A 26,353-nucleotide genomic window follows, 5' to 3' on the forward strand; every position below is an offset into this window, starting at 1 on the left:
GGGCGTATCCAGTCTAGTCACTCTCAGATTCGTCCGAAAAAAGATCCATCAGGGCCGAATCAAACGCTTGGCTAGCCGCTGCCGGGTCGTCCGATTGTGACGCCCCGAATCCGGTTGCCAATACGTCCACTGCCCGCTGTGCACTGGTGGCACCGCCAGCTTGAAGCTCGATCCCGCCGGTCAGAATCGCATCGAGCGAGTTCGATGAATTCTCGATCGTTGAAACTGCGGAGCGGGCAACGCGATCGGTGGGAACGGGCACGAAATTGGCCGAACCCAAGTTAGCGGTCGACACGCTCGCAAATGCCTGAGTCGATGCAAAGGAACCCTGCATTCCCGCCGAACCGTCCGTGCCGGCACTCGCCAGGTTCACGTTGGCCATTTCTGAGAATGCCTCCGATGGCGAAATCGGTTCACCCGATCCGTCAACGCCATTGGTGTCACGCTCATTCAGTTCGTTGATCACCTGCAACACGTCGACGGTCGTGATGAATCCGTCGCCGTTGACATCGTAGTAGTCCGGCGGCTGCGTGGTCAGTTCCGACACACTGAACGGTGACGAGCTGTCCTCGCGAGCGTTGATCAGGTTGAGAATTCGCAGAGCATCAATCGCACTGACAAATCCGTCGCCGGTAACGTCATACTGATCGACTGGATTTTGATAAATCGACTGATTAAACGTAATCGTCACCTGAATCGGATTGCTAAGCCGTCCGGTATCGTCAATCAGTCGGTAGGTAAACTGATCGGTCTGACCGGGCACCGGTTGGTTATTCAGGTCCGTGGTCGTAGTAAACGAAAACGCACCGTCTTCGCGGCCGAGCAAATCGACCGTGCCCGTGCCACCGACAGGTTGCGTCAGTGAGCCTGGAGCAATTCGAATGGTCGAACCCGGATCAGGATCAAAATCATTGCGGAGTAAGCCGAGCGATGGATCGGTAATCCGCAGGCTGCCGCCAACGGGGACCGAATAGGCATCGGGACCAGTGACGTTGCCACGTGGTGCATCGGGAACCTCGTTCACAATAAAGTCGAACGAGTATGAATTGACGAAGGTACCATCGAAGGCTTCGATTTCAATTTGCACTTGTCCCGACTGATCCGCTTTCGGGCTGATCTGCAACGTATCGCCGATAAACCGAATGGAATCAATCAACGGGTCGGCGGCAATGTCCGCTGCCGTGGGGTTGTTGATCGAACCGAGTCGACGCACACGATAGGTCAACGTGTCGTTGTCGGGATCGAAGAACAGACCATCTGAATCAACCTGCTGACGTCGCAGGTTCGCCAACGCCACACCGTCTTCGTCGATCACAGTTGGCTGCAGACTGCCCGCCACAATCGGTGCATCGGGTGTGCCAATCACGTTGACATCGATCACTTGGCTGACCGTCAATCCGGAAGGATCGAGGGCTTTCACCGTCAGCGTGGTAGAACCAAATCCGAACGGCGTGAAGTTCAGCGTCAACATATTGCCGTTGACGGTCGCTTGGATCAGGCTCGTGTTGCCCACGTCAGGGCTGGGGAAGGTGAGCACATCCCCGTCGGCATCGGTGAACCACGACGTGAGGTCAAAGGAGACCGTTTCATCAGGCTGTTTGCGTTCTTGGAACTCGAGCGTGGTCTGGCCCGCTTCCCCACGCACACCCACGAACTCAGGCGGGTTGTTGACGTTACCGACAACGATCGTCGCCGTCGCCGTGGATTCCGCACCGAGTGAGTCACGAACAATATAAGTGAATCGGTCTACACCGCTGAAATTCACTCGTGGCGTGTAGACCAGGTTGGATCCAACCTGACCGATTTGGCCACCACCGCCTTCGGTACGGCGGTACGGCACCACCACGCCATTGACGATCGACGTGAATTGATCGGGCACCAAGCTGATCGTTTGATTCTCTGGCGGGGCGACCTCGTCGGGAGGACCGGCCGTGTCATTGTTGAGAATTCCATTGATCGTCTGGCCGTTGACGACAATCGATCCCGTGATGGGAATGGTCAGAGCCGGATCGCTAGCCGATACTCGCTCGGACGTTTGATACGTCTCATTATTGAGTCGCGGGTTGTCGTTGATCGGATCGATGGTGATTTCAACTCGGCCTTTCACTGCAGCCGATTGACTGACGATGGAACCAGGCAGCGTGCTCAGCAATCGATCAGCTACCGTGTAATTAAACGAATCGGGAGTCTGGCCGTTGTAGTCCGCCGGTGGTGTGTAGAGGATCGTGCGTCCGTCTGCACTGATCGACAGCGACCCACCTTGAGCGGTCCGGAACGCCGTCGTGTCGGTTCCGGCTCGCAAGAAGTACAGCACCTGCTCCTGTGGCTCGCTGCCGGGGCCGGCGATGTAGAACGGGTCGATCAGATCGGCAGCACTAAACACAACCGGTCCAAGGCTCGTTTGATCGGCTTGGCTGAGCACATTGTCTTCGTTGATCGTAATCTCGGTGATCACGTCGCTCGCATTGACGCCGACCTTCAGCGTTGGCGGATCGTTGACAGGCGTCACCGTGATTGTGGCAGATACCCGCTGCGTGCTGACGAGTTGATTCTCAGGAGCTCCTGGGACCACGTCGCTCACGCGAGCGTCAAAGACAACTTGTCCGGCAAAGTCATCATCAGCGGCGAAGGTGAACGTTCCGTTGGCCATGACCGTGAGCGTACCGGCAAACTGTCCGGTTTCCCCAAACAGGTCGCGTGTTCCAACATCATCGGCAAAGATCTGAACGCCGCCGGGCGTTGCCGTGGTCACGCCAACGAGCAAACCATTGTTGTTATCGAAGGCGTCATTACCAAGGTCATCGCTAGCCTGCAGGAAGCCCCCTTCAGGGATGCTGTACTGCGGATTGGGGTTGCCAATGACTGGCGGCTGACCACCGACCAGACGCACGAGGTAATCTTCCACCTCCCCGCTGAGTGCTAACCCAACCGGTGAACCCGTACCGGTTCGCGAGATCCGGAATCGAGCATAGGTGTCCGCAGATTGTCCCGCTGGCAACTTCGGCGTGGTGGCGGGAATCGAGATATTGAACGTGCGATTCGTCGTCCCATCACCAAAGATGGCCGGGTTGGCAACAGTGCTATCGGTGGCGAGATCTGGTGAAATCACCAATTCGCCTGGATCATCCCAGTCACCGTCCGCATTGAAATCGATCCAGCCCTCGAGCACGCCAGCCCCCGTCACGACCACATTGATCGAGGTGGTCAGGTTCGGATTGAAGATCCCCTGAGGGTTACCCTCACTGGTGAACGTCACGCCATCCTCATCATCGCCGCTGACTTCCACGACGACTGAACCGGCAGTCGGGCCATCGACGGTCGCGACACTGGCAGGATTCAACGGGCTCAGCTGAATCGCTTCTTCAATTGCATTGGCAATGGCTTGCTTCGTCATTGCCCCCGAAACGGCCACGGCGAAATTGTCTTCGTCGAAGATCCCATCGGTATCAAACTCAAAGGTGGCAATCGCTGCACCGGTGTCGATCGTGAAGGTCTCACCATCGAACTGCGTGAGATCGGCTACATCATTTGGATTGATGTTGATGCTGACAACACCCGCATCGAGGCTGGTTGCAAACACTCCTCCACCGCCGCTGACCTCGATGGTCAGATCGTCGCCGTCGGCGGTTCGCACAGAGAGTCCATCGAGTTCCGCATCGACGCTCGTACCGAGCATCGGACCATTGCCAATAATATGGCGAGCACCATTGTCATTCAGACGGGTGGGGTACCGACCTGCAATCGAACCAACTGGGTCGGGAGCATCGCCATAGTCCAAGGCGATGTCGGACAGGTTGATCGTGAACTGCGTTGTCCGATCATCGCGATTCGGCTGTAGCGGATTGCCCACCAAGTCCTTGATCGCCGGCAGATAGTAGTTGTCGACCGGGCCCGCAATGATGGAAGCATTTTCCACGAATAGTGTATTTCCACCACGATCCTCGGCAGACAACGTTGTTGTCGGCAACTCACCAGGCTTGTTGACACTGTTAAGTTGACGCAGCAATACCTGTTTGACCGCTTCGGCATTGAACAATGGCGAAATGGTGATTGGAATCGCACCGCCTGGAACGCCGATGACGTTAAGCGTCGGGGCTGCCGACGTATCGACCTGTGTCCCCGGCAGATCGTTTAGGATCACCGCGCCGGTAGGAATGCCGTTCTCATCGCGTTCAGCGATCGGATAGATCGTGCCGTCTTCGCCTGGCGTGAATCGCAAACCACCTGTGTTGTTGCGAATCGCTGCTGCCAAGCTTTCAGCGATATCGCCGGGCGTGCTCGTCGGTTGGAAGGATACCTGTACGTTGCCGGGTTGCACCCCGCCGCCATTGTCGACCGAATCGAATTCATAAGAAACCGACACGTCGCCCTGACGGATGCGAAGGATCTCACCATCGCCGACAATTCCGCGAACGATCCCAATGGCGGGTGTGCCACTGATGCCAGGCAAGCCCGTATTGCTGACGCGGTCACGATCGGTGCGACCGAGCGAAATCTGGGTTCCGTTGACCACGGTCGCCTGCAACCCGACGGTGGAGGCATTGATGGACGCGGTGAAGTTCGTCGCCAGCACATCCGCACTGTCGGCTGTGCTGTAGGCGACAATGATGGCACCGGCAATCGCTTGCCCTGCTGGTGGCACACCACCGATATCAAACTGGAAGATAACATCGTTGCCATCCGGATCAGTAATGATGAAAACACTACCGTTGGTAATGCTATTACCACCCAGGATTGGCATCGTCAGCAGCAATGGACCGAAGACCTGAACGGTGCTGCTGCCGCTGACGCCAGGCTCGCCACGCACCTCGAGCGAACTGCTTGGCGAGACGCTCAGCGTGAGCGGATCATTGACATCCACGTTCACGGCGACCTGACCCGGTGCCACGGTGTCACTGCCTGGCAGCAATCCAGGAATCGCGGGAGTGTTATCAGCGACGCCATCACCGTCGGTGTCACCTGCGAGGACGTTCAATGCCTCGGCAACCTTGTCGGCCAACTGGGTCGCGGTATCGGTCAGCGAGTACAGAACGGGCACGTTTCCTGGCGTCACACCATCGCCATTCGGGTTGGTATCGGTGACCAGATCAAACTCGAGCGTTTGCCGTTCTTCGAACGTCGCGGTATCCGTCAACGCGACACCACTGAAATCGGAGATAATTCTCGCCGTTTGGCCAGCGGGAATCGTCAAGAACACGAACTCGTCTTGGGCGACGGGATCCACATCGATTCCTCGTGTCTGAATCGCGGCCGAAATTCGGCGGGCGAGTTCGTCGCGAGAGACGTAGAATTCGCTAGTGGTTCCGTTCTCGTTGACAATCGTCTCAGTAACGTCGATCGCGATATTGCCAGGGGACACTTCGGGCGGATCAACGTCGCTGGTGTCGAACTCAAACGTATAAAGTTCGGGAAGTTGATCGCCTTCGCGTAACTCCAAGGTGAAGAGAGTTCCGTCAAGCGGCGTGTTGATCGCACCGACTTCGAAACCAGCCGGGAAGGTGTTGTTAACGACAATTGCAGTCGACGGCGGCTCGGGTGCTCGGCTGACGCGAATCGCATCGCCATCGAGCAGCGGACGGGCCAGACCGACCAAACGCAGTTGACCGGCGGAAACATTAGCGAATCCAGCGGACGGTAGATCCAAGTAGACCGTTGCCCCATCGACTGTCGGGGTCAGCCCCAAGCCGGAATCAGTGACCGCTACATTGATCAGCTCGGCGATGTCCGCACCGGTGAGATCGCCCAAACTGGTATCAAGAGTTATCGCGATCGCACTGCTGTTACTGAGCTGAGCGTCAAAAGTAAATTCAAACGAACGCTGAATATTTCCATTGCCCAGCGTGAACGAATCACCGTCCTTGATGCCATTGGCTCCGGTTCCAATCAAGGGAACTTCGAAAGCGAGTGTTCGGGCGTCCTGATCCAGTCCGCCGCCGGATGTATCGACAACATATCCCAACGACGCACCGAGTACGACACGGTTGCGGTCAACCTCCACATCGATATCGAAAGCGGCGGCCCGACTCTCGGGCAACTCCCCAACTTCACCGACCTTGCGACGCTCCTGGGTGATCGCCGTCTGGATACTCTCGGCGATTTGATTGAGATAATTAGCTCTTCCTGCAGCATCGGTCGGCGTGGGGATTGCGGGCAGACTGTCCAGACGCAACGAAACTCCTCTCGCTGGTGATGGCGCTGGCCCGGCAGTGAACGCATCCGGTTTGTCCGTGATCGCGATTGTAGGGCCACCCGTTTCACTTGTAATGATCAGGTTGCTCAGATCGTCATCAGGCACATCGACAAAGACATTGTTAATGCCGTTGTTGGTCAATGTGGTTTGGATAACGCGATACAATTCGAAGATGCTGCCTTCCACTGGGTCGACAGGGTTGTACGTGACGGGAATTGCCCCGCCAGTAGCAGCATCACCTTCACTGACATACTGGAATACAAAACTGTCGGTGCCCACCCGCAATGTCACATCGTCGCCCACCAATGATTCAGTAGGCAGGGAGATTCGTCGTGAACCGGGTAGCAAGACACCATCGGTATCAAACTCGAACACCGTCGACTCATTGACACCATCGGAAATCTGGAAAATATCTCCGTCGCGTAGTCCACCGGCATCGGTGCCCACGCTGGGCACGATCAGCGTGGGAGCTTCGGGGAGCAGCAGTTGGTATCCCGACTCAAACTCAAATACGACCGTGCCGCCATCGGAATCGGTGATTTGGATTTGATCGCCGTCAGCAACTTCGCTGGGATCCGGAGCAATCACGACACTGCGGTCACGGTTATTCAACGCGACTCGGTAGGAACGGTCATCCCGCCATACGCCCGCCAGCGGAATGAGCGTAATCGTATTGCTGGTTGCGTCGTAACTGAACGTGTAGTCAATACCCTCGGTGAGCAGACGATCATTCTCGAAGACCGTGATGTTTGCCCCTGACTTCCGCAGACCCGGAATCTCGGCGACCATCAGCGTACTGTCATCGATACCAATCCCAGTAAATGGATTGGATGCATCGCCGGTATCGACCAACTGGATGCGGAAGTCACCCAACGTACCGGTTCCGCGCTGAATAAAGCTCGTTGTACGATCGCTATCCAGTCCTGCTGCGTCGTTGTCGCGAGGATTGATGGCAACGGCAACCGGGCCAATGAAATCGGCGAGTTCCGAGCTACCGCGGTCTTTGAACACCGACTGTCCGGTGCCGCCAGGGGTCGCAAAGTTCGGGTTGTCTGCACGCAGAATTCCGTTGACATCGCGATCAGGGGCGATGATGTTGCTCGCCGGCAATCCGATGGCCGATTTCACCGCCGAGAACGCACGGCGTTCGCCAACGTTGTTCGTTGCGCTGTCGATCAGTTTCGAGCCCGCCGCGGGCAAGAAGTTATTACCTTCGGCATCTTCAAGTAAAGCTTCACCCGGTGGAATAAAGAAGTTGAAGTCGTCCGATTGCACGGCCACGTTCGTGGCCCCCACGACATCATCGGTCGAGAGCGATGTGTCGATCACATCGAACGGCGAAGTGGTGTCGATGGGCCAGGTGATATCAAAACGAATTTCGCTATTTCGCGACTCGTCGTATTGGAACACGTTTCCATTGACGATCACTTCCTGCGGCTTGACATAGTCGTCACCAGCAACCTGCACACGTTTGCCGAATCCGAAGAAATTCGTCTCGTCGACGGCAATGCTTTGATGCAAGTTCGACAACACATTGTTCATGATCGTCGGCGAAGCGCCACCGGTCACCCAAATGCCGCTCTCGATGATCAGCTGGTCGCTGTTCTCAGCGAAATCGACACGGTTATTATTGGGGCTCCGGTAATCATTCGTCGTCAGCTTCAATCCGGCAGCAATGGCCTCGGGGCTGAGTTCGATTTCCGCCGCGTTGTTGAACAATACGTACAACTCAGTGGTCGCAAAGCCATCGGTCAGCGAATTGGCAGGGCGAATCGTGAAATTCAAATCTTCCTGACGATCGTGGCCGAAACCGAACGGGAAGTCCGATTCGTTCTGCTGGAAGTAGTGCAGTGGAGGAGTCGTTCGCGAGATGCCGGGGCGACGACTCGGATCGGATAGGTTGACGATCCCTGCGTTGTCGCCGTCCTGGCCACCGAGTGCCGAGGCGGTCACCCGCGTGACCGGCCCAGAACGTCCGCCCGGGCCATTGCCATTTTCGTAGTTAGGCAGTGCCGGAACGTCCGCACCCGTCAAGGGTTCTTTGAGTCCATTAATCGCATTGGCGATCGCACTCATGATATCCGGAACCCGGTACCCGCCATCATTCTGGTCGACAATCAATGGAATGTTGTAATTGCCATTGCCCAGGATGATGCTGCTAACACTATCCGTGAACTCAAACGTCAGTTGGTTACCGGTGGTGTTTGGAATGCCACCGCTGACGGGGAAGTTTGGCCAGTCGCCTGCAAAATCAGGAATTTGCGTGATCGTGAAGGTCGTCCCGACCAGCGCGCCGGCTTTGGTCCCGGTCTGAATCGCCTGCGACTCTGACTCGTTGTCAAGACTCATCACGAACTGACGCGGGGCGTAAACCTGAATGCCAATTTCGTACTCGCCAGTTGTCGTACCACCGGTTCGACCGGAGATACTGTTAGGATCATACTCGGAGTTATTGACCGAACTGACACCGATGAAATAGGTGCCGGTCTTCAACGCCGTATAGTCCACGAATGGGTCACGGCCATTGAGCGGATCGTTGACCGCCCCAGGCCGATTGCTGCCGGCATCGGTAAACACGGTTGATCGTGGGTCCAAGTATCCCGGTGCCGCCCCATTGTCCGCAATTCTCGTTTCGTTGGGAGCTCCGACATTGAGAATTTGGCTTTCACCGAATTCATCAAAGATCTGAATGATCGTATCGGGGCCGCCGGCATCCGTATCAATGTCCACGATCAATCGATCGCCCACACCGAGTTCAACCTTGTAGAAATCGACGTCGTTTTCGTCTGCCACACCGGCCAATGCCGCGGGCAGAGTTCGCTCGGGAAAGACCAGGCTCAGGAACAGTTGATCGCTGGCCGCAATCGACTGGCCGCCGGTCAGGTTGACGAGCAATTGCGTATCGGTATATGAAACATCGACGCCGACGGTCGAGGCACTACTGACCGTAACTTGTTCCAGATTGCTAAAGTCGCCTTCGAAGATATAGCCATTGAAGTCGCCCTCTTCGACCACGCCCGCTTCAAGGTAGTCAATCGCGATTGCCGAATTCGTGATGCCGATATTGGCATTGACCGTGGTCGTCGGGGCACCATCGGTGGCGAAGCTATTGATGTCTGGGAACTCAGTTCCCACACCGACCACGGCGGATCGCGAATCCGTCACGTTGGTGTCATTGTAGACCGTGCGGAAGGTGATCGTCTGATCGGTCAACCCTTGCGGGATGTTGTATCCGATGGCGGCGTTTTGGATATAGGGACCGGTGTGGTTGGCTCCCACATGAGTCACCGTGGCGTCGGACAATACATCGTTGGCGTCCGCTGCGGCATCATCGGGATACAGCGACTCCGTCCCGTCAGCTCCATATACCGTGTTGTTGATCACGCGGGCAAAAGGCTGAGGCGCTTCGGCAATGTTGGCTTCCTGCACGAAAATCCTCGAACCTCCACCTCGTGCGTAGGCCGATGTGAAGTAGATATTGCTAACCCCTTCCAAATAGACCGCAGCGGTAGGGAAGGACTCGGCGTTGCGAGCGAATTCCTCGAAGAATCCATTTCGTTGGGTCGGTGATACCGCCAGCGTGGCCGTGACGAGTTCGGCCATATCGTTGGTAACAAGAATGCTGCCTTGAATCGATTGTTGAATCGACAACATCAACTCGAACGAGTTGTAACCGTATGCGCGAGCGCCCCCACTTGGTGGCACGTTGTTGTAGCTGCCTGTAGCCGCCGGGTGGCGGTAGTAAATCGGCACGTGACCATCGACCCAACCATTACCACCGGCCACGCCGCTACCACCCGCTGTGGTCGGTGCTCCAGCAACGTCTTCGAACTCGAAGACGACCCGTGTACCGCCGGCGTCAATCGCCATCGCGAAACCATCGGGAATCTGAGAGGGACTGCTGAGGATGTCAGTGATGTCAGCATCTCCAGCGATGTTTTGCAACACCGTGGCGTCGATCACGAACGGACGCGGTTCGCCCTGAATCTTGATACCTGACAATCCAGCTTGGTCGATCGTGTTATTACGTACGACGACGCCCGTGCTCAAGCCCCCCTCAACCGAGTTATTGAGTGTGGGCAGGTTGCGAGCGACGCCCAGCGACGGATTGCCCACCGGTGGCAACTGCAAGAATGGATGCGGGTCGGTGACCGTGCGATCGAGCCCATAAATATCATCCTGACTACCAAAAATGCCGCCGAAGAAGAACGAGTCATCTGGGTTGGCCCGGATGTCTTCGGGATCGGTTCCGCGGTCGCCCGGCTCCGACCAAATGCCAATCGCATGCACATCACTGATCGTGTTGTTCTCAACGATCACTTGACCCTGGGTGCGTTTGAAATTGCTATCACCAATGCCATCGAAGAGCACTGCAGGCATGAAGATCCGGCGTTCATTGTCATCGGTCATCTCAGATCCCAGTGGATCCGAGGCAGCCGGTGCATCCGTGAATGATGAGAGCGGCTGGAACGTGCCCGCGACAATCCCGAACAGATTGAGCCGGTTGCTGGTCATTGTCTCCGTATCAAGCCCAGACGCCGACGCCGCTTCGACGTCGAGCTGAGTGGAATCATTGATCGCCGTTCGCAACTTCATTGCGATTTCCACCGAGGTGTCGGTAGAGAGGAATGGCAAGCGTTGGTTGCCAAATCCCACGACTCCGTCGGTGTCGAACTCGAATACCTGAGTTGTTTTCCCATCGCTCAGTTCGAATGTGTCGCCATCGGCAATCTGCGAACCGGCGGGCGCGACTAACGTGACCTCTTGGGCGTGACGCGCGTTCGTATCGAACGACGCAGTCAACTGTTGGGCATTGAATGTCGGCGTGGCGAATGTCGTCGCCCGACGAGCTTCGAGTTGGTACTCGCCGGCCGGTCCACTATTGAAGCCACTGCTCTGGAAACTGGTCTCGCCCGGAATCGCATTAAACACGGTTTCACCACGCTCGGCAAACCCGACGATGAAGTCATCTAAAAACAATCCATCGACACTCGGCAACGGGGTCGTGTCGCCGTCATATTCAAACTCAAAGCGGATGCCGGTATCGCCTGCAAACCCACCCAGATCAACGATCTGCTGATGCCACTCGCCATCGCCGAGGAAATCGGCTCCGAACTGATTATTTAAGGTCAACGAGCTATTGGTGAGATTGCTCAGCGTGACGCCTGTCGGGTTCTGATCGCTCGTGATCGTGAGGCTGACATCGTCGGTGGGACTATCCCACAGATAATTGAAATAAAACCGCGGCAAATCTTCAGCCACGTAGCCGGTCAGATCGAAGGGATCGCTGCGTAGGTTCCCAGTGGCCTCGTCGTTACGGTTGAGAAATAAGCTCTCGTTGGTGCTCAGGCCAGCGTCAACGGTCTGTCCCTCGACGGACACGTGCAAGAGATAACGTCCCGATATCGGCACGTCAGCGGCATCGCTGGTGACTTCAACGACACCGTTGTTAATGGCGACCGTGGTATCGGTGTTCACGACACCGATGAAGTAAACCCCTGCATCGAGAATCCCGTCAAAGAACGGGTCGCGACTGCGACCGATCAAGTCGCCAGGATTGAAAACGTATCCAGCCCCGAGACTGCCTTGCTGCCCTTCGCTAGGCAGTGAATTCAAAATCCGACCTGGCGGGGTGACGATGGCGGGTACCGCGTTGATGATCACCAAATCCACATCGACGCTATCGAAGTCCCGTGAGTAACCTTCGCCGGGGTCTTGATCGGCAGGGTCATCGACATCTTCACCCTGGTAAGGGTTGTAACCTTCATCCACGTCGAGAATGACACGGGTGTTGTTGTTGGGCACGACCAGTTGGTAGAAATCCGAAATATCGCCACCCATCCCACCTTCGATTGTTAGGTGAGGAATAACGTTAGCGGTATAATCGAACGCGCCTCCGATTTGCGTATTGTTGCCCAGTGAGAACTGGAGTGAACTGAGGTCGAGGGCCCCAACGGGAGTCCGCGCACCTTCCGGGATGGACTGCACCGCAGTATAAGGCTCTGACGTGAAGACACTCGAGCCCTGGATCTCGCTGTACAAGATTTGGTCACGTCCGATCTGAGCAACATTGCTATTGTCGAAGTTCCCGTACAAACCGTGCCCAAATTCGCCACCTCGCTCGGTCGACTTGGTGAATCCACTGCCGACGATTTCCACATCATCGAACAATTGATCGAACCGAGGGCCACCGAAGACACTGTCGTTGGAGGTCGAGCCTGTGGGCACGAAAGTATCGATGCGATCTTCGAAGAGACGTTGCACCGAGTTGATAGGCTCGCGGCGAATGTCGTTATTAAACAACTCGCTGGGGAGCTGGTTGCTGGCTGAAACAGCGACGTAGTAGCTGCCCTCTGGTAGCGAGACCGGACCAATCAGAGGATCGGAGGTGGAGATCGATCCCCGGTCGAGGCGTTCGGCTAAATCATCGCTATCGCCGAAGGGGCTCGTTTGATCTTCGGCAACATTGCTGTCGGCACCAAACAAGACGAGCTGGGGCTGGGCAGGGCCAAATTCTCCATCAGAATCATAATAGACGCTGATGTTCGTGTCCGGGCGCGTCAGCCCGGAAGCATAATCGATATCGAACACCGTCGACAGATAATTCTTCAGCTGGCCTGTGGTAGTGACCGAGGCATCAAGATCGATTTGATAAAAGTCGATGTCGCTGCTACTGCTCAGCGAACCGGCCACACTGATGACAGGATTCTTGCCTTCGAGCAGGTTGCCAACATTTTGAGGGCGGTTCTGGGGGGCGAAATCGTCCTCTCCCAGTGGCACCGATCGCAAAATGTCGTTACTGGCAACGGTTCCACCGAATTCGTTAACCTGCTCATTCTCACCGGCTTCTCCCATCAGCGGTGATTCGCCCGGAAGGCCACGCAGGTGAATTCCCTGGTTGGCGTATCGGATGTCCGCGAATCGCACCACGCTGCCAGGATATTCCTGCTCTTCTTGCAGTCGGATTTGGACGTTGTAGTTACCGCGACTGCCGCCCGCATTGGGATCGTCCAAATTGCTCGACGCACTACGAATACGAACGTAGTACACACTGCGACTCTCAACACCGCTGGCGTCGCCTGGCAAGACGACACGGAAACCCGCGTCGCGCGGATTAACGCTGCCATGATCGACGTAGTTACCAAAGACGTCAAAGTCAGTGAATGAGTCGGCGCGTGATTGCAGTGAACCGATCAACCCCTCAACAGACGGATCCGTGGCGACTGCATCCCCAGCCTGAGAGTTGTCGCTGCGAGCCAACACGACACCTGTGGAATCGAGCAGTTCGACAACCGTATCCAAACCGAACGTGGTGTTATCAACGTCCACCCAGACAGCCGACCCCGCGCTGCCCACAAAACTATAGGTGTCCACGTCGGTTGGCTCAGAGAGGTAGCCACTGACCTCGAAGCCGAGGCGACGATTCTCGTCACCGGTATTCAAATCTTTCGCCAAATCACCTAGGACCTGAGCCTGTTGCACAGTGCCGTTGATACCAGGGGCCACGTCTGTCGCGAGTTCTTGTTCAAGCACGAAATCGACATTGCGATCATTGCTATACTGATCGAGCAAGATGCTCCGCCAATCGTTGGATTGCGGACGCGAGCCATAGGAGTCACCGTTGGTATCGGTGAACTGCGTTCCGTCGACGCTGATTCCTGCTCCGACAGTATCGTCCTTAAAGCTCGTCAATACGACGGGCGCCCCGGGCAGCCCGACGATCTGCAGGGTACCACCAATGCGTTGGGCGCTGTCGCTCGTCTCGCCGGTCGCCGTCAAGCCGGTTCCCAGCGTAGGACTGTTTGGCGTACCTCCGCCCATCAGCTTCACGACGAGGGACTCGTTGGCGCGGCTCTGCAACCGCAATCCGCCCGAGCTCTGCAGGTTACCGACGGTCACGCTCTCATTGAGCACATGAACAATATCAGTATCGTCCCACACCGATTCGGTGAGCAACTCGCCACCGCGAATCACCAAACCACTGATCTGTTTATCTGCATCATCATCCGCCGGCACGACCTCGTACCGGTTCCTACGAATCAGAGGGCCTTGGTTGTCATCCAGATCTGAGAACGTATCGACACCGCCGGTTTGGCGACCGGTATCACGCAGATAATCAGCGGTCATTGAATCAACATCAATTGCGATCGTCGCGCCACGGTTATCGACAAATTCATTGGCGACAATAATGGGCTGACTTCCCCGCACAAAAATCACCGACGCATCCGCTGCGAGTCGGCCACCGCGTCCCGGATTCCCCGATCCGTCTTGCCCACTTTCATTGAACTCAAAGCGCGAGTTCACGACCCGCCCCTCGGCTTGCTGCAGTTCGAGCGGTGCGAAACCGTGACTTTCGCCGCCCTCGACTAAACTGACCCCACCACCATAGGCAACGACCGCATGATCCATGCTGACGTGGGCGTTGGGTCCCGCATAGATGCCCGACCAATCGCCACGCTCGGCATCACGCGAGCCTGCAACTGTGCCCGCATCGTTGTTGGTATCAAATGTCCCACCGGCCCCATAACGATCGTCTTGGGTGCTGGTAAAGATCACGGGACGAGCCAATGTGCCCTCGGCGAGCAACTGCGTACCGTGGCCCAATTCAATGCGTGCTCCGGTCAGCTTAACCACCATGCCGGGATCAACGACGAGCGAGGCATCGAGCCGACCGCGAACGCCGACATGATTCAGATCCAAGACCCCTTCGGAGGCGGACCCATCATCGGTATACGTTGAGCGGGAACCATCGAGGTCCGCAATCAGACGATAACCATTGAGGCTCTTGGTCACATCGCCGGCGTCAGCCGCTGAGGTAAACTCTGCGCGATAGAGTCGCCGTGAAACATAGTCCGTTCCAACCGGAATCCGCGGCAGTCCTGCCAATTGAATGCTCGCCCCGGCGAGCGTTTGACCACTTGCGGCCGTCTGCCGAAGAGCCCCGGTGACATTTGTCGCTGCCGATTCGAATCCATTGGCGTCAACGTAGGTCATCAGGTACGCCACTGTATTGGTACCCGCAGGCAAGCTGCCTCCGGTCATTACCTGCGTGGATGCCTGGGCCAATGAAGGCCGAATCCCATCGTTGATCGAGCCACCGGGGGTCCCCGCAATCACTAGATTCTCAGCGATGTAGTGAACGATGCTGATATCATCAAACCGCGCCGCCGCGCTCAACTGTGTCGGAGGCGAGTTGGGCGTGACAATGGTGCGGATGAACAGACCGTTGATACTGTTGTCCGTCAACACATTGTTTTTAATATCGGGACCGACCCGGCTGTAGTCCGGAGTGAATGCACCAGCTTGTTGGAACGCCGGCGTCCCGAAGGTCGTCTCGCGGAAACTATCCGGGGCCGCACTGATCGCTGCACTTCGACTGAGTGTGATTTCATTGAATGAAATGTTCGGACGCAAGTTGATCAATTCAATTGGATTAACCGTCTGCTGCACCGAGTCGACCCGGATATCACTCGCCCCACCGTATCGAATTTCGGCATGATTGACCGATTGCAGGAAGATCCCTTCATCTTCCAGGTCGCGACGACCTTGAGCTTGATCGACGTCGCGGCGGAACACCAATCCGCCCCAGTCACCGGCTTTCGCCGCAGGTGACGTTCCCGCTCCCGCCTGGTCGGCTTGGCGATCCCGCGTGCTCGTGAAGATCACGCTACCGTCGTCGTACCCCAGTCCAGCGTCATTGGTATCGCCGAGGATTTTATCGCTGGGGTCGATCGCATTGAAGTCAACCAAGCGGGGAGTCCCCAGAACCTGCAGGGCACCACCACTGCGATCAATTAGCGAACTACTGCTACCGACACTGACTCGCGCCGAGCGCATTTTGAAGATCGCTGCGGCATCGATCATCGTTGTCACGCCCGCTGGGATCTCCATGTCCCGGCCGTCTTCACGAACACCGCCGCCGATTTCGTTCACCCCGAATTCGTAGGCAAAATTGTCCCTCTCGGTGGTCAAGTCTTGATCGGAACCGCCGTTTCCAACGATGCGGACAATGTCTCCTCGCTGCGTGGCGCCAAACGCATTGACCACGGCGGGATTGTTGATGTTGTTGAAGGGAGCATCCAGACTGCCGTCCGCATTGGTCGCCGCCAGCTTGTCGACGAAAATCATCCGACCAAATGTTTCCACTCCACGGAAATCATTTGAATACTTAATTGCCCGCTCGCCATCGAGCGTGAGACTCTCACCGGTGACCGATGCCGTCACGCCGGTGGCGTCTTGACGACCGTTGATCGCAGTGGCCAGCAACTCGGCTAGGTTACCCGCCGGCGAATCATTGCCAGCGGTGTTGCTATAGGTAACCGCAATGTTCCCTGGACGCGGCGAACCGCCTCCAATCGGGATGAACTCATAGGTGCGTGAATCGCCATTGCTGCCCGTGATCGTGATGGTCTGCCGCGGCGTGATCGCTTGCCCGGCAAGCGTGAAGTGCAGGGTGCGTTGCTCGGGACGAGTCTGGAACCAAAAATTGTTAACACCCCGCGGCGTGCCGTCGCCGTCGCCATCAAGTGGCGTGCCAGGGACGCCGGCCCGTGAACCATCTTGATCCCGAATCACGTCGACTTCATCGACTTGGGGCTCAAACTTGATTCGCAGCTCGTAGTCACCCTGCGTCAAGCCACCAAATCCACTGTCCTTAATCATCGGGTCATAGGTGTCGTTGCCACTGGCGGCCACACCGATGTAATACACACCCGCACCGAGTGAAGCGTTGAGGAACGAATCTTCACTGAAGTAGTCATCGTTGCGGCTGAGCTGCTGCAGTCCGCCACCCGACAATACAACGGGACTGGTCCGCAAGTCTTGACCACTGATATCCGTTGAGGGCGAACCCTTCACCAAATTGACATTGAATAGGCTACTCGCCAACGCGTCACTCTGAATCGCATTGATCAGATCGCTGACCGGAACGCTACTGATGAACCGGCCTCGACGAGGCAGATCTACCAGGATCCCGTTCTCGATCGGATTGCCATTGATATCCAGAAGCTGTGTCACGCGAACGGCATCGTCGCCCGCAACGCGATCACTCTGAATGAACTCAATTCGCGATCCATTCCCCGTCGCTCCCACCTGCACCGCATCGAACTTCAACTGCAGTGACGGCCCAACCTTGAGATCCGTCGTCGCGCCCGCACGCACTTCCTGGAATAACGTCAGGGTAGTGTCAAGCGAACTGGAGTCGGCCAACCGCTCAGCATAGGTCTCCACACTGAGCTGACCCACACGATCGGCATCGTCCAGGTTGACCTCGAACCGATACAGGTCAACATCCACGCTGTCGGGACGATCGATATACTGACCGTGGAGGACATCGATGTTCGATGGGAACACTGGCTCCCAGTTAGGCAACTGGAAATCATCAATGTTGTCGGGCAGGTAAACCAGGGATCCTTCAGTAGTAGGAACCTGGCTCGGCAATACAATGGGATCGATGGGGTCATTCAGAAACCCGCGGAACTCTGGGTAGTCCTCATCGAACACCTGATAATTCGGTGAGTTCGGGTTGGTGGTGGGGGCTGTGATCTGAGGTCCGCGGAAGCCATCGCTTGGTCGCCGCAGCAACGCTTCCTCATTGAACGCGTTGAGCGACATGAGAACCTGAGGAGCCTGATCCGGCGCCGCCAGCAAACCCAGCAAGAAGCCGACTCCAGCAGCAGCCTTGCGAGTGAAATCCTCGCCATAGTTAAGGCCAAAATTAGCCTGATTGCTGAACACAATCGAAGCGTTGGATGACGCTGCGGTCGCATTGTCATTGATCGCTGGGTCAACCCGCAGTACCGCTTGCAACTGCGGCACCGATGTGAACCGCTGACTGGCAGGCAACAAGGCGCTCGTCAGGTCGCTTCCGGTTTCACCCAAGGCAAACGTGATCCCCTGATTCGCGGTTTCCGTGAATTGCACGCCGACCTTGTGACTCCACAACTCCAGCACTTCACGAATACGCTGCTTCTGGGTGGGCGTGATCTGATTCAACGATGATGTCGAACCGTTCTGAAAATACACGCCTTTGAAGTTGTAAGGAATCTCGGTGATGCCCGCTTGGGTATCCGGACCAAAGGCTTCGTTGATATGCTCGATCAACAGCCGATGACCTGGATCCTCATCACCACCCGACAGCTGAATCGAGAGGTCCTTGGGTGAAATTGAGTCACGAATCACCAAGCTGGTCAGTGCGTCAGACTGCCCAAACGTGCCGATATTCAGCGCAGTGCCTAGCGTGTCGCCCAATCCATAGAGCGTGATCGGATTGGCGCCGACGAGGTTCTGGGGAAGCGGCAGGCCAGCTGCACCGCCGTTGACGGAAATCGAAATGAGACTACTGATCGCCGCATCCGCTGCGACGAGATTGACGAGGTCGCTCACCACGGGCGCACTGCCGCCGTAATTGAAAACGATCACGCCATCGGCATCCACCGCAGCCGACAATCCTGCCGTGCCAGTGTTGACGAATCGGACCTGCTGTCCCGAGGCATCCTCACCAACATTACGCGACACAAAATCAAACGACGCGCCCGTCGAGTTGAGCGGCACGGTTGCCGATGGAGCCGTGACGAAGTCCGTGGGTGGGACAATCAAATCAGCCCTGGCGTCGACTGCAGTCCCAATACGCAATCGGAACGTACCTCCACCGACCGGCACTCCCGGCAAACTATTGATATCAGTATCGAAGATCAATCGCGCCGTGAAAGTGTCCGCATCATAGATCACCTGTTTGGGCTGATAGAGAACGTCGTCGGTCGTACGGACCGTTTCCTGAGTCAACAGCAACTGATAGAAACGCGGGTTTTCTGCCGAGCGGTCCGTCGGCTGACCGTCTGGCCCATTCTCAGTGAACAGCGGATCTTCGTTGAAATAGACCACGACTTCGTCACGGTTCTGCGTCAATGAACCGTCGGCATTGCGGATCACCGGCTGTGGCACGATCGACTCGACCAGCGCCCCAAGATCGAGCTGGAAATCGATCGTTTCGGTACGCGTTCCAGGCACCGAAGGCTGAATCAACTCGCCTTGCACATTGCGCAGCCCTACGATCCGGGGCGTCGCATTAGGATCGTCATAACCGTAAATGTTAATCCGATAATTGTCATCGGGCAGCGCATCAGCGAACCGCACGACAACTTCGTTCTCGTTGGGATCGCCCAGCGTCACCAACCCAGGCTGAATTGCCACATCGTCGGCGGTGCCGAACGCCCCGTCACGGCCGCTCCGAGTAATTTCGATGGCATCGAGCGTATTGGTATCGATCTGTTGATCTTCGTCGAACCGGAACGTCAGCACGCGTGGAGCGACCTGACGGACGTCGCCGTTGTCGATCAACTCACCCTCGTTGGGCTGGATGCCGATCAACTGCGGCCCGGCCAACAACTGTCGAGGCTCAAGCGTTTCGAGCAAGTGCTGACGCCTCGCCAATCGCGAAGCACCACGGCGATTGCCATCACGCTCGCGACGCCGCGAGCGCTCAGAACGCTCTGACGAAGAGGAGGGGGCCGATGAAACGGGGGAAGACGATGAGTTTCGCTGACGCGAGGTCATAGACCGAACCTTCTTGGCAGAGCGGACGGCAAACTGATAGCGGCAAGCAAGAAAACGCTCGCACCACCAGAGAACCGTTGCACTTGTTGTGGATCTCGAAGTTCTGAAAGGGCTGCGCGCACACCGCCAACAAGCTCTGGAAGGGATACCCCCCCTTTTTCAAGCCCGACCGGCCGATGCACACATGGTGCCGAGTATAGTTGGAGCATTCAGAGCCGCAAATTTTTGCCGCGCTTCTGGACGCCCCCACCATCATCTCAGCGAGCGACCTCACGCCAGACAGCCGACATGATTCCGCGTTCCTTTGGACGCTGCTAAAGGGGAAAAGTTCCCGATGAACAACAAACGCCCAACGATTAGTTTTCAGCTTTCTTATCCATCCAGGCAAATACCAAAATAGCATTCAGTGGTAAAAAACCCACCATTTGGCCAACCTGCGGCGAACTATTCCGCACGACCGATATTGCTGAGGGCAAATCCACCTCATGCAACCGCCGCCCCGCCACGCGGGCAAGTCGAAAATGCCACTGGAATCCCGGAGCCCTCCTGCCCCCTGAATGGTCGCCTGGGCTGGTCAAACCTCAGCCCCATGGCCTGAACTGCACCGCGCCCTGACCCTGCTTTTCGATTCTATGCGTGGCGACTGCCAAAACAGCGATTTGAACCGCCAGCGTGTGCGGGCTTCGAAGAATTCGCAGGCCTTAAACTGCCCGTAGGCAGCAGGCTAACCCGCCTGGTGCGCAGCAATTCCTCGCACCCCAGCGACCGCGCTCGAACACGCGAAACCCGCGCAGCATCCCCGCCAGCAATCGCCTCGACAACTTGCCGGGAACTCTCGTTACTACGAACTCTTGCCCGTTGCGGCAGTTCCGAGCACGGGGGGAACCAAGAAGAAACCGTCTTGAGCGGCTGGAGCGGACCGGGTCGCCGTCTCCGCCGAGAGGCTCGCGCCCGCGACATCGTCGCGGAACCTATTTTGCACATCGAGCGCGCTGGTCATCGGCTCGACACCCTCGGTGTCAAGCTGGTTAAGTTGCTCGACAAACGCCAGGATCTCGCCGATCTGGGGGCCAAAACTTTCGCGTTCGGCGTCAGTCAGATCGAGCTTGGCGAGGTGGGCGAGCTTTTCGATATCGACGCTCTGAGACACTATTTGTGAGCGCCGCTGACGTCAAATGGCTTGGTCTTTACCGTCTTGCGGACCTTGCCGCTGCGGATGCACTGAACACAAACCCGCACGGTCTTGTTCTGGCCGCTGGGCAACGTGACGTGAATGCGCTGCAGGTTGGGGACAAATTTGCGGCGAGTACAACCAGTAATCTTGGTACCGACGCCGCCGAGGTATTTGGCCTTACCGCGGGTTTCGATCCGATTGCCTACATGAACTGTTTTGCCGCACGTTTCGCATTGTCGTGCCATCGAATTCTCCGCAACCGCTAATGAAATAGGTAAAAATGGTGAAATCTGCAGCATGTCATCGTGGCTGCAGAGCAATGTTTTGATTTGGAAGCCCGGAAGGATAGCGACTTTCCTTGGCCAGGAAAAGCAGGGAATCGGGCGGGCAGAGCTTTATTTCTGGACGAAAAAATTGCGGCGCATCAAAAAATGCCGGAGGCTTGTTGCTGCATCGAACTGACAAGGTACACTCTTCTACCCTAAAGGGTCTTCGATCGACCCTCCACCCATTGGATTGAACTGGAAAGCTCGCATGCCGACATCGATTACCAACCAAATGCAGGGCGATATTTTGGTCCTCGGTTTCACTGACACCAAGATTCTCGACAGTCAGAAGATTGAAACCGTTGGCAAGGAACTTCAGGACGCCGTTGCCGAGGCGATTCACAAGCGGTTGCTGGTTAATTTCCGCGGTGTCTCCTTCATGTCCTCCGCCATGATCACTAAGCTGGTGATGCTCAACAAACGCTGCAAAACACAGGGCGTGACGTTAAAGTTCTGCGAAGTTTCTCCCAACGTGATGGAAGTTTTTAAAATCACGAAGCTCAACAAGCTGTTTGACATCCAAGATGGCGAAGAAAAAGCGATCGCCAGTTTCGACAAGAAGGGCTGGTTCAGCTGAAACGGCGAGAATCTCAGTCGATTCCCAGATCTCAGGCGAGTCGAGAAACCCAGGCGATGGTCGAGGCCGAGCGAGCCGCTATCGCTGCGGACATTCACGACGGGCTGCTGCCTTATCTGTACGCGGCAGCCGCTCAGATCGCGGCGTTGCGACGATCCGATGAGCAACTCCACGAGCGTTTGTCAGATGCAGCGCAATGGATAGATCAGTCACGCGAAGTTGCCCGAGCTTTGATGAACGGAATCACGTACCCACCGCTGGCGCTGGCTGACCCCCTGGCCGCGGCTAAGACGTTTGTCGAGCAGGTCGCGATGGCTTCCGAGGGAGGCATCACCGGCCACAAGGCCGCACCGCTGGTCCACTGGGGCTGGGACGACGACCGCTCGCCACTGGCCGGTCAACTACCACCAACCTCTGCGGTCGCGATCTATCGTCTCACGTGCGAGTTCGTCCGCAATTCCCTGCGGCACGCCCAAGCTGAACATATCGAAGTCTCCGGCTCAATTCTTGAAGACGCAGCCGTGGTGTGCATCCAAGACGATGGCGTCGGTTTCCATCCGAGTGATGTCGATACGTCCTCCTCTCATGGACTGGCACTGGCGCGGCGCCGCGCCGTAGCGGGTAACATCGAGCTCCAGATCGAATCAAGCCGAAAAACGGAGGGTGCTTCGTCGCGTGGTACGCAAGTGACCCTCCGGACTGCTCTATCTATCGAAGACCCGTCCCCCGTGCCCATTCAGCCCCAGCAGCAGGCCACCGATGAGTGAAACTGTCTCTGACACCATGATGCTTCACGATATCGCCAGCCCATTGCCCGCAGGCGTGGCTACCGCATGGCAGCAATTGCAGGATGTCGCCTCTGAACTGCGGTCAGTCGTTCGCGGGAAAGACGATGTCATCGAATTGGTGCTGACGGCCCTGCTCGCTGAGGGGTCGATCCTTCTCGAAGACGTCCCTGGGGTGGGTAAAACCACGCTTGCAAAATCAGTCGCGAGGTTAGTCGATCTCGATTACCAACGCATTCAGTGCACACCTGATTTGTTGCCGGGTGATATTCTCGGCGGCTCGATTTACCGGCCCGCTGTCGGTGAGTTTGAGTTTCGTCCTGGACCTGTCTTTTGCAATCTGTTGGTCGCAGATGAAATCAATCGAGCGTCACCGCGGACCCAAAGTGCGCTCCTCGAAGCGATGGCAGAGACGCAGGTGACGATCGAGGGCAAGCGATACGACCTGAAACACCCCTTCATCGTCATCGCGACACAAAACCCTGCTGGTTTTGAAGGTACCTTTCCGCTGCCGGAGTCCCAACTCGATCGATTTCTATTTCGCTTGAAGATGGATTATCCGGACCCCAAGAGTGAAATCGACCTGCTTGTGGACCAGTCCAGCCACGAGCCAGTGATGGATTTGCAGTCGCGCATGCATGTCGACGCCTTAGAACTTCTGCAAGGTTGGGTCCGTGACATTCGTGTCGATCGAAAAATTGCGACGTACATTGTTGCTCTTGCCACTGCCACCCGCCGCGATGGTCGGCTACGGGTCGGCTGCAGTCCCCGGGGATGCAAAATGTTACTGCGAGCGTCCCAGGCCCGCGCGGTGCTGATGGGCCGGGACTACGTGCTTCCTGATGATGTGCAGCACTTGGCGGTGTCGACCCTCGGCCATCGAGTCAGCTCAAGGCATGCTTCGATCGCAATGGACGAGAATCGCCAAATCATCGATTCCATTGTGAAACAAACGGAAATACCTCTGTAAAATGCCTCAGATCGGGCCAACCCATCGATCATCCAGAAATCGATACTCACCCGCGCGCGGGCTGCCGCCACCACTCCCACCACCTCCTCAGATACCTACCTATTTCCCCTGGCCCTGCTAACAGGACTGGGTTGGCCCTTTTTTTGCTTGGCTGTCCAGGAAAGCTCACCCCCAATCGACGCTGTTCGTGCAAAATGGAATATTCAGCGACGAACCACCCCAACTGAATGCACGCTCTTCCATGACGACTTCGACGTTTCGCTCTGATCCGCCTCAATCTGTGTTTACCGCCCCCACGCAGACCGATGGGGTGACGCTCTATTACGAAGACCTGGCTGTCGGCCAGTGCTGGAAAAGTCCGTCACGTCGCATTACCAAAGACGATGTAGCCTCGTTTTCATCTTTGACTGGCGATTTTGACCCCTTGCACCGCTCAGCGGCTGCCGGGAGCGGGACAAAAACAATCTTGCCATCGCCGTTTGGCGAGCCGGTTGCCCATGGGCTGCTGGGCATGAGTGTGCTCGCAGGCCTATCAACAGAACATCCACGCGCAGCCACGCTCGCCCTGGTGGGGATCATGGACTGGCAGTTCGAGAACCCCATTTTCTTTGATGAGGTCGTTCACGTCGTAACGCAGGTCGAAACGGTCATTCCTCACGGGCGTCGTGCCGGCCGCATCACTTGGCTTCGCAAGCTAATATCGAGCGATGGGCGGCTGTTGCAGCAAGGCCGATTCGTTACCTTGGTTGCCTCCCACAAACGTGAATTTCATGGCAACTCGTCCTCCTCAACCGCAGCGCCCCGACAACCCCGCTAAAGGTTCGTCATCGACCTTCGACCACCGCTCCCTGCTCAGCGGGCAGACAACGGGGCTGCTGGCCAGTTCGACCCGACTGGGACTGCGTTCGGCAAGTCTACTCTACGGAGTGGGAGCCCGCGTCCGGCGGTTTCGATATGACAGCGGCCGAGCGACAGTCAACCACGTTGATGTGCCCGTGATCAGTGTGGGCAACCTCACGACCGGCGGCACTGGCAAAACACCGGTGGTCTGCGACCTTTGTTCCCGCCTCCGTCAACTCGGACACCGGGTGGCGATCATCAGTCGCGGGTATGGGGCAGGCGATAGCGGCATCAATGATGAAGCGCTGGAGATGGCCGAACGATTGCCCGACGTCCCGCATGTGCAGCATGCTGATCGGGTCGAGGCCGCGCGCATCGCTGTGGAGGAACTCGAGGCCGAAGTGCTGGTCATGGACGACGGCTTCCAGCATCGCCGCCTGCATCGTGATCTCGACCTCGTGGTCGTCGATGCGACATGTCCATTCGGATTCGGCTACATGCTGCCGCGCGGGTACCTTCGCGAACCCGTCAGCAGCCTCGGTCGCGCCGATGCGGCCATCCTGACGCGAACGGATCAAGTCGACACGCAAGCGCTCGCCTCGCTACGTACAGAACTCCGTACCTACCTGGGCGATCGGCCGCTGATTGAAACCTCGCATGCCCCGTCCAAGGTGCAGCTGGATCGTGGCGTGAGTGAACCGATCGAGTCGCTTCAAGATCGATCGATTGCCCTCATCTCCGCGATCGGCAACCCGGATGCATTTGAAAAGACAGTGAGCAATTGCGGCGGTCAGATTGCCGGGCATTACCGCCTGGCCGATCATGATCCTTATGACCGTGAAACGCGGCAGGCATTGCGAATGTGGATCGAATCACTCCAGTCCACCGGTAGGATTGATCGGATACTTTGCACTCACAAGGACGCGGTCAAGATTGCGGCCGACCAGATCGCCGGCGTGCCGCTGGGATACCTGCAAATCGACCTGCAGATCCGAACCGGTGAAGAGCAGTTACAGACACTCGTGGAGTCGTGCGGCGTTACCTGATCCGTAGTCCGGCACCACCCCACAGGACGTTTAAGTCCGCTGCTGTCCATTCTTCCTGTCCCACTGCGGGATCTCCCACCACGACCCCGCCATGGGGGCCTCGGCCCAAGGCCACCACCGAGTGCCCCATGCCAGGAATCCAGCCCCACTGTTCGACGTAGCGACGGTCTTCCACACCAAATGGTAGCTTGACCGTTAACAGGACAGGCCAATCGTCAGCGTCCAACAGATCAGCCGTCGTGCCCTCGAGCAACTCGACCTCTCGATCATGGCGATTGGCGACCAACTTGACGCCCCGATACAGCCCGAGAGTCGGCGTCCCACTGGAATCTGTCAAGCACAATGGAATCATCTGCGACTCACTCATTTCGATGCCCTCCGCTCGAAGTAACGTCGCCGCTGCAGCTGGACTGCATGTCGCCCACGACGTCTGCATCGCAACATCGTTTTCCCACTGATCTCCACCGGTGGGCGGCGGTCGAACGGCAATCGACAGAATTGGCCAAAAGATGATAGCCACTGATCCGCTGGCGAGTAAAAGACTCAGAATTGAACGACGCCATAACGGCGTGTTCGGCAATCGCCACGCCCAGCCCGCTGCCAACGCGGCGAAGATCGCAGATAAATTCGTATAGATGATTGCTGCTGATGATGGCACGAACCTTGCCCAGAACAACTGCCCCGATGCATACAGCAGGAATAACACCATGGACATCGTTGCCAGCGCTAGGCAAGCCATGGTCCCCTGACCTTTGCGGCTGTACGCATAACCGCCCGCGAAGACAACGCAGATAAGCGACAAAGTCAGCATCACGCTGATTGCGATTAACAAATCAGTGGCCACAGTTTGATTCATGGAAAGTGTGCTGCGAGAAGTTTGGCGTTGCGACA

General features: G+C 56.9%; 9 protein-coding genes. 5 read left to right on the forward strand and 4 right to left on the reverse strand.

Annotated elements, in window-relative coordinates; genetic code table 11:
- Positions 1–13: 13 nt before the first annotated feature.
- The 3 genes from Poly21_RS00880 to rpmB form a co-directional block, all read right to left on the reverse strand.
- Positions 14–19,603, reverse strand: coding sequence for a tandem-95 repeat protein (locus Poly21_RS00880; protein ID WP_146405065.1), 19,590 nt, complete (start codon positions 19,601–19,603; stop codon positions 14–16).
- Between the two features lie 982 nt (positions 19,604–20,585).
- A complete protein-coding gene (gene gatC / locus Poly21_RS00885) occupies positions 20,586–20,894 on the reverse strand; it encodes an Asp-tRNA(Asn)/Glu-tRNA(Gln) amidotransferase subunit GatC (protein ID WP_146405067.1) in 309 nt (102 codons plus the stop codon).
- Entirely contained in the window at positions 20,894–21,163 is a 270-nt protein-coding gene (rpmB, locus tag Poly21_RS00890) for a 50S ribosomal protein L28 (protein ID WP_302117085.1), read from the reverse strand. The genes gatC and rpmB overlap by 1 nt, the downstream gene beginning before the upstream one ends.
- A gap of 289 nt (positions 21,164–21,452) precedes the next feature.
- On the opposite strand from rpmB, the gene Poly21_RS00895 reads away from it, so the two are divergent.
- From Poly21_RS00895 to lpxK, 5 genes are all read left to right on the forward strand, one after another.
- Positions 21,453–21,821: an STAS domain-containing protein gene (locus Poly21_RS00895; RefSeq protein ID WP_302117086.1), complete on the forward strand. Its 369-nt coding sequence runs from the start codon at positions 21,453–21,455 to the stop codon at positions 21,819–21,821.
- A 56-nt stretch (positions 21,822–21,877) separates the two neighbouring features.
- Complete coding sequence (locus Poly21_RS00900) at positions 21,878–22,588, forward strand: sensor histidine kinase (protein ID WP_146405071.1); 711 nt, start codon at positions 21,878–21,880, stop codon at positions 22,586–22,588.
- Between the two features lie 16 nt (positions 22,589–22,604).
- Entirely contained in the window at positions 22,605–23,576 is a 972-nt protein-coding gene (locus tag Poly21_RS00905; protein WP_302117087.1) for an AAA family ATPase, read from the forward strand.
- Between the two features lie 241 nt (positions 23,577–23,817).
- Positions 23,818–24,393, forward strand: a complete 576-nt coding sequence (locus Poly21_RS00910) for a MaoC family dehydratase (RefSeq protein WP_146405075.1) — start codon at positions 23,818–23,820, stop codon at positions 24,391–24,393.
- The gene (lpxK, locus tag Poly21_RS00915; protein WP_146405077.1) at positions 24,347–25,462 is read left to right on the forward strand and encodes a tetraacyldisaccharide 4'-kinase; all 1,116 of its coding nucleotides are present in this window, start codon (positions 24,347–24,349) and stop codon (positions 25,460–25,462) included. The genes Poly21_RS00910 and lpxK overlap by 47 nt, the downstream gene beginning before the upstream one ends.
- Here lpxK and Poly21_RS00920 read toward each other — a convergent pair.
- Positions 25,455–26,318: a cysteine peptidase family C39 domain-containing protein gene (locus Poly21_RS00920; RefSeq protein ID WP_146405079.1), complete on the reverse strand. Its 864-nt coding sequence runs from the start codon at positions 26,316–26,318 to the stop codon at positions 25,455–25,457. The two genes, lpxK and Poly21_RS00920, sit on opposite strands and share 8 nt — an antisense overlap.
- Positions 26,319–26,353: the final 35 nt, after the last annotated feature.

The organism is Allorhodopirellula heiligendammensis (genome assembly GCF_007860105.1).
Taxonomy (GTDB): domain Bacteria; phylum Planctomycetota; class Planctomycetia; order Pirellulales; family Pirellulaceae; genus Rhodopirellula; species Rhodopirellula heiligendammensis.

Bases quoted from the DNA above. Each gene is read 5' to 3' on its own strand.
- Poly21_RS00905 (WP_302117087.1), top strand. From the start codon at position 22,605: ATGATGCTTCACGATATCGCCAGCCCATTGCCCGCAGGCGTGGCTACC.
- Poly21_RS00910 (WP_146405075.1), top strand. From the start codon at position 23,818: ATGACGACTTCGACGTTTCGCTCTGATCCGCCTCAATCTGTGTTTACC.
- Poly21_RS00895 (WP_302117086.1), top strand. From the start codon at position 21,453: ATGCCGACATCGATTACCAACCAAATGCAGGGCGATATTTTGGTCCTC.
- lpxK (WP_146405077.1), top strand. From the start codon at position 24,347: ATGGCAACTCGTCCTCCTCAACCGCAGCGCCCCGACAACCCCGCTAAA.
- Poly21_RS00900 (WP_146405071.1), top strand. From the start codon at position 21,878: ATGGTCGAGGCCGAGCGAGCCGCTATCGCTGCGGACATTCACGACGGG.
- rpmB (WP_302117085.1), bottom strand. From the start codon at position 21,163: ATGGCACGACAATGCGAAACGTGCGGCAAAACAGTTCATGTAGGCAAT.
- Poly21_RS00920 (WP_146405079.1), bottom strand. From the start codon at position 26,318: ATGAATCAAACTGTGGCCACTGATTTGTTAATCGCAATCAGCGTGATG.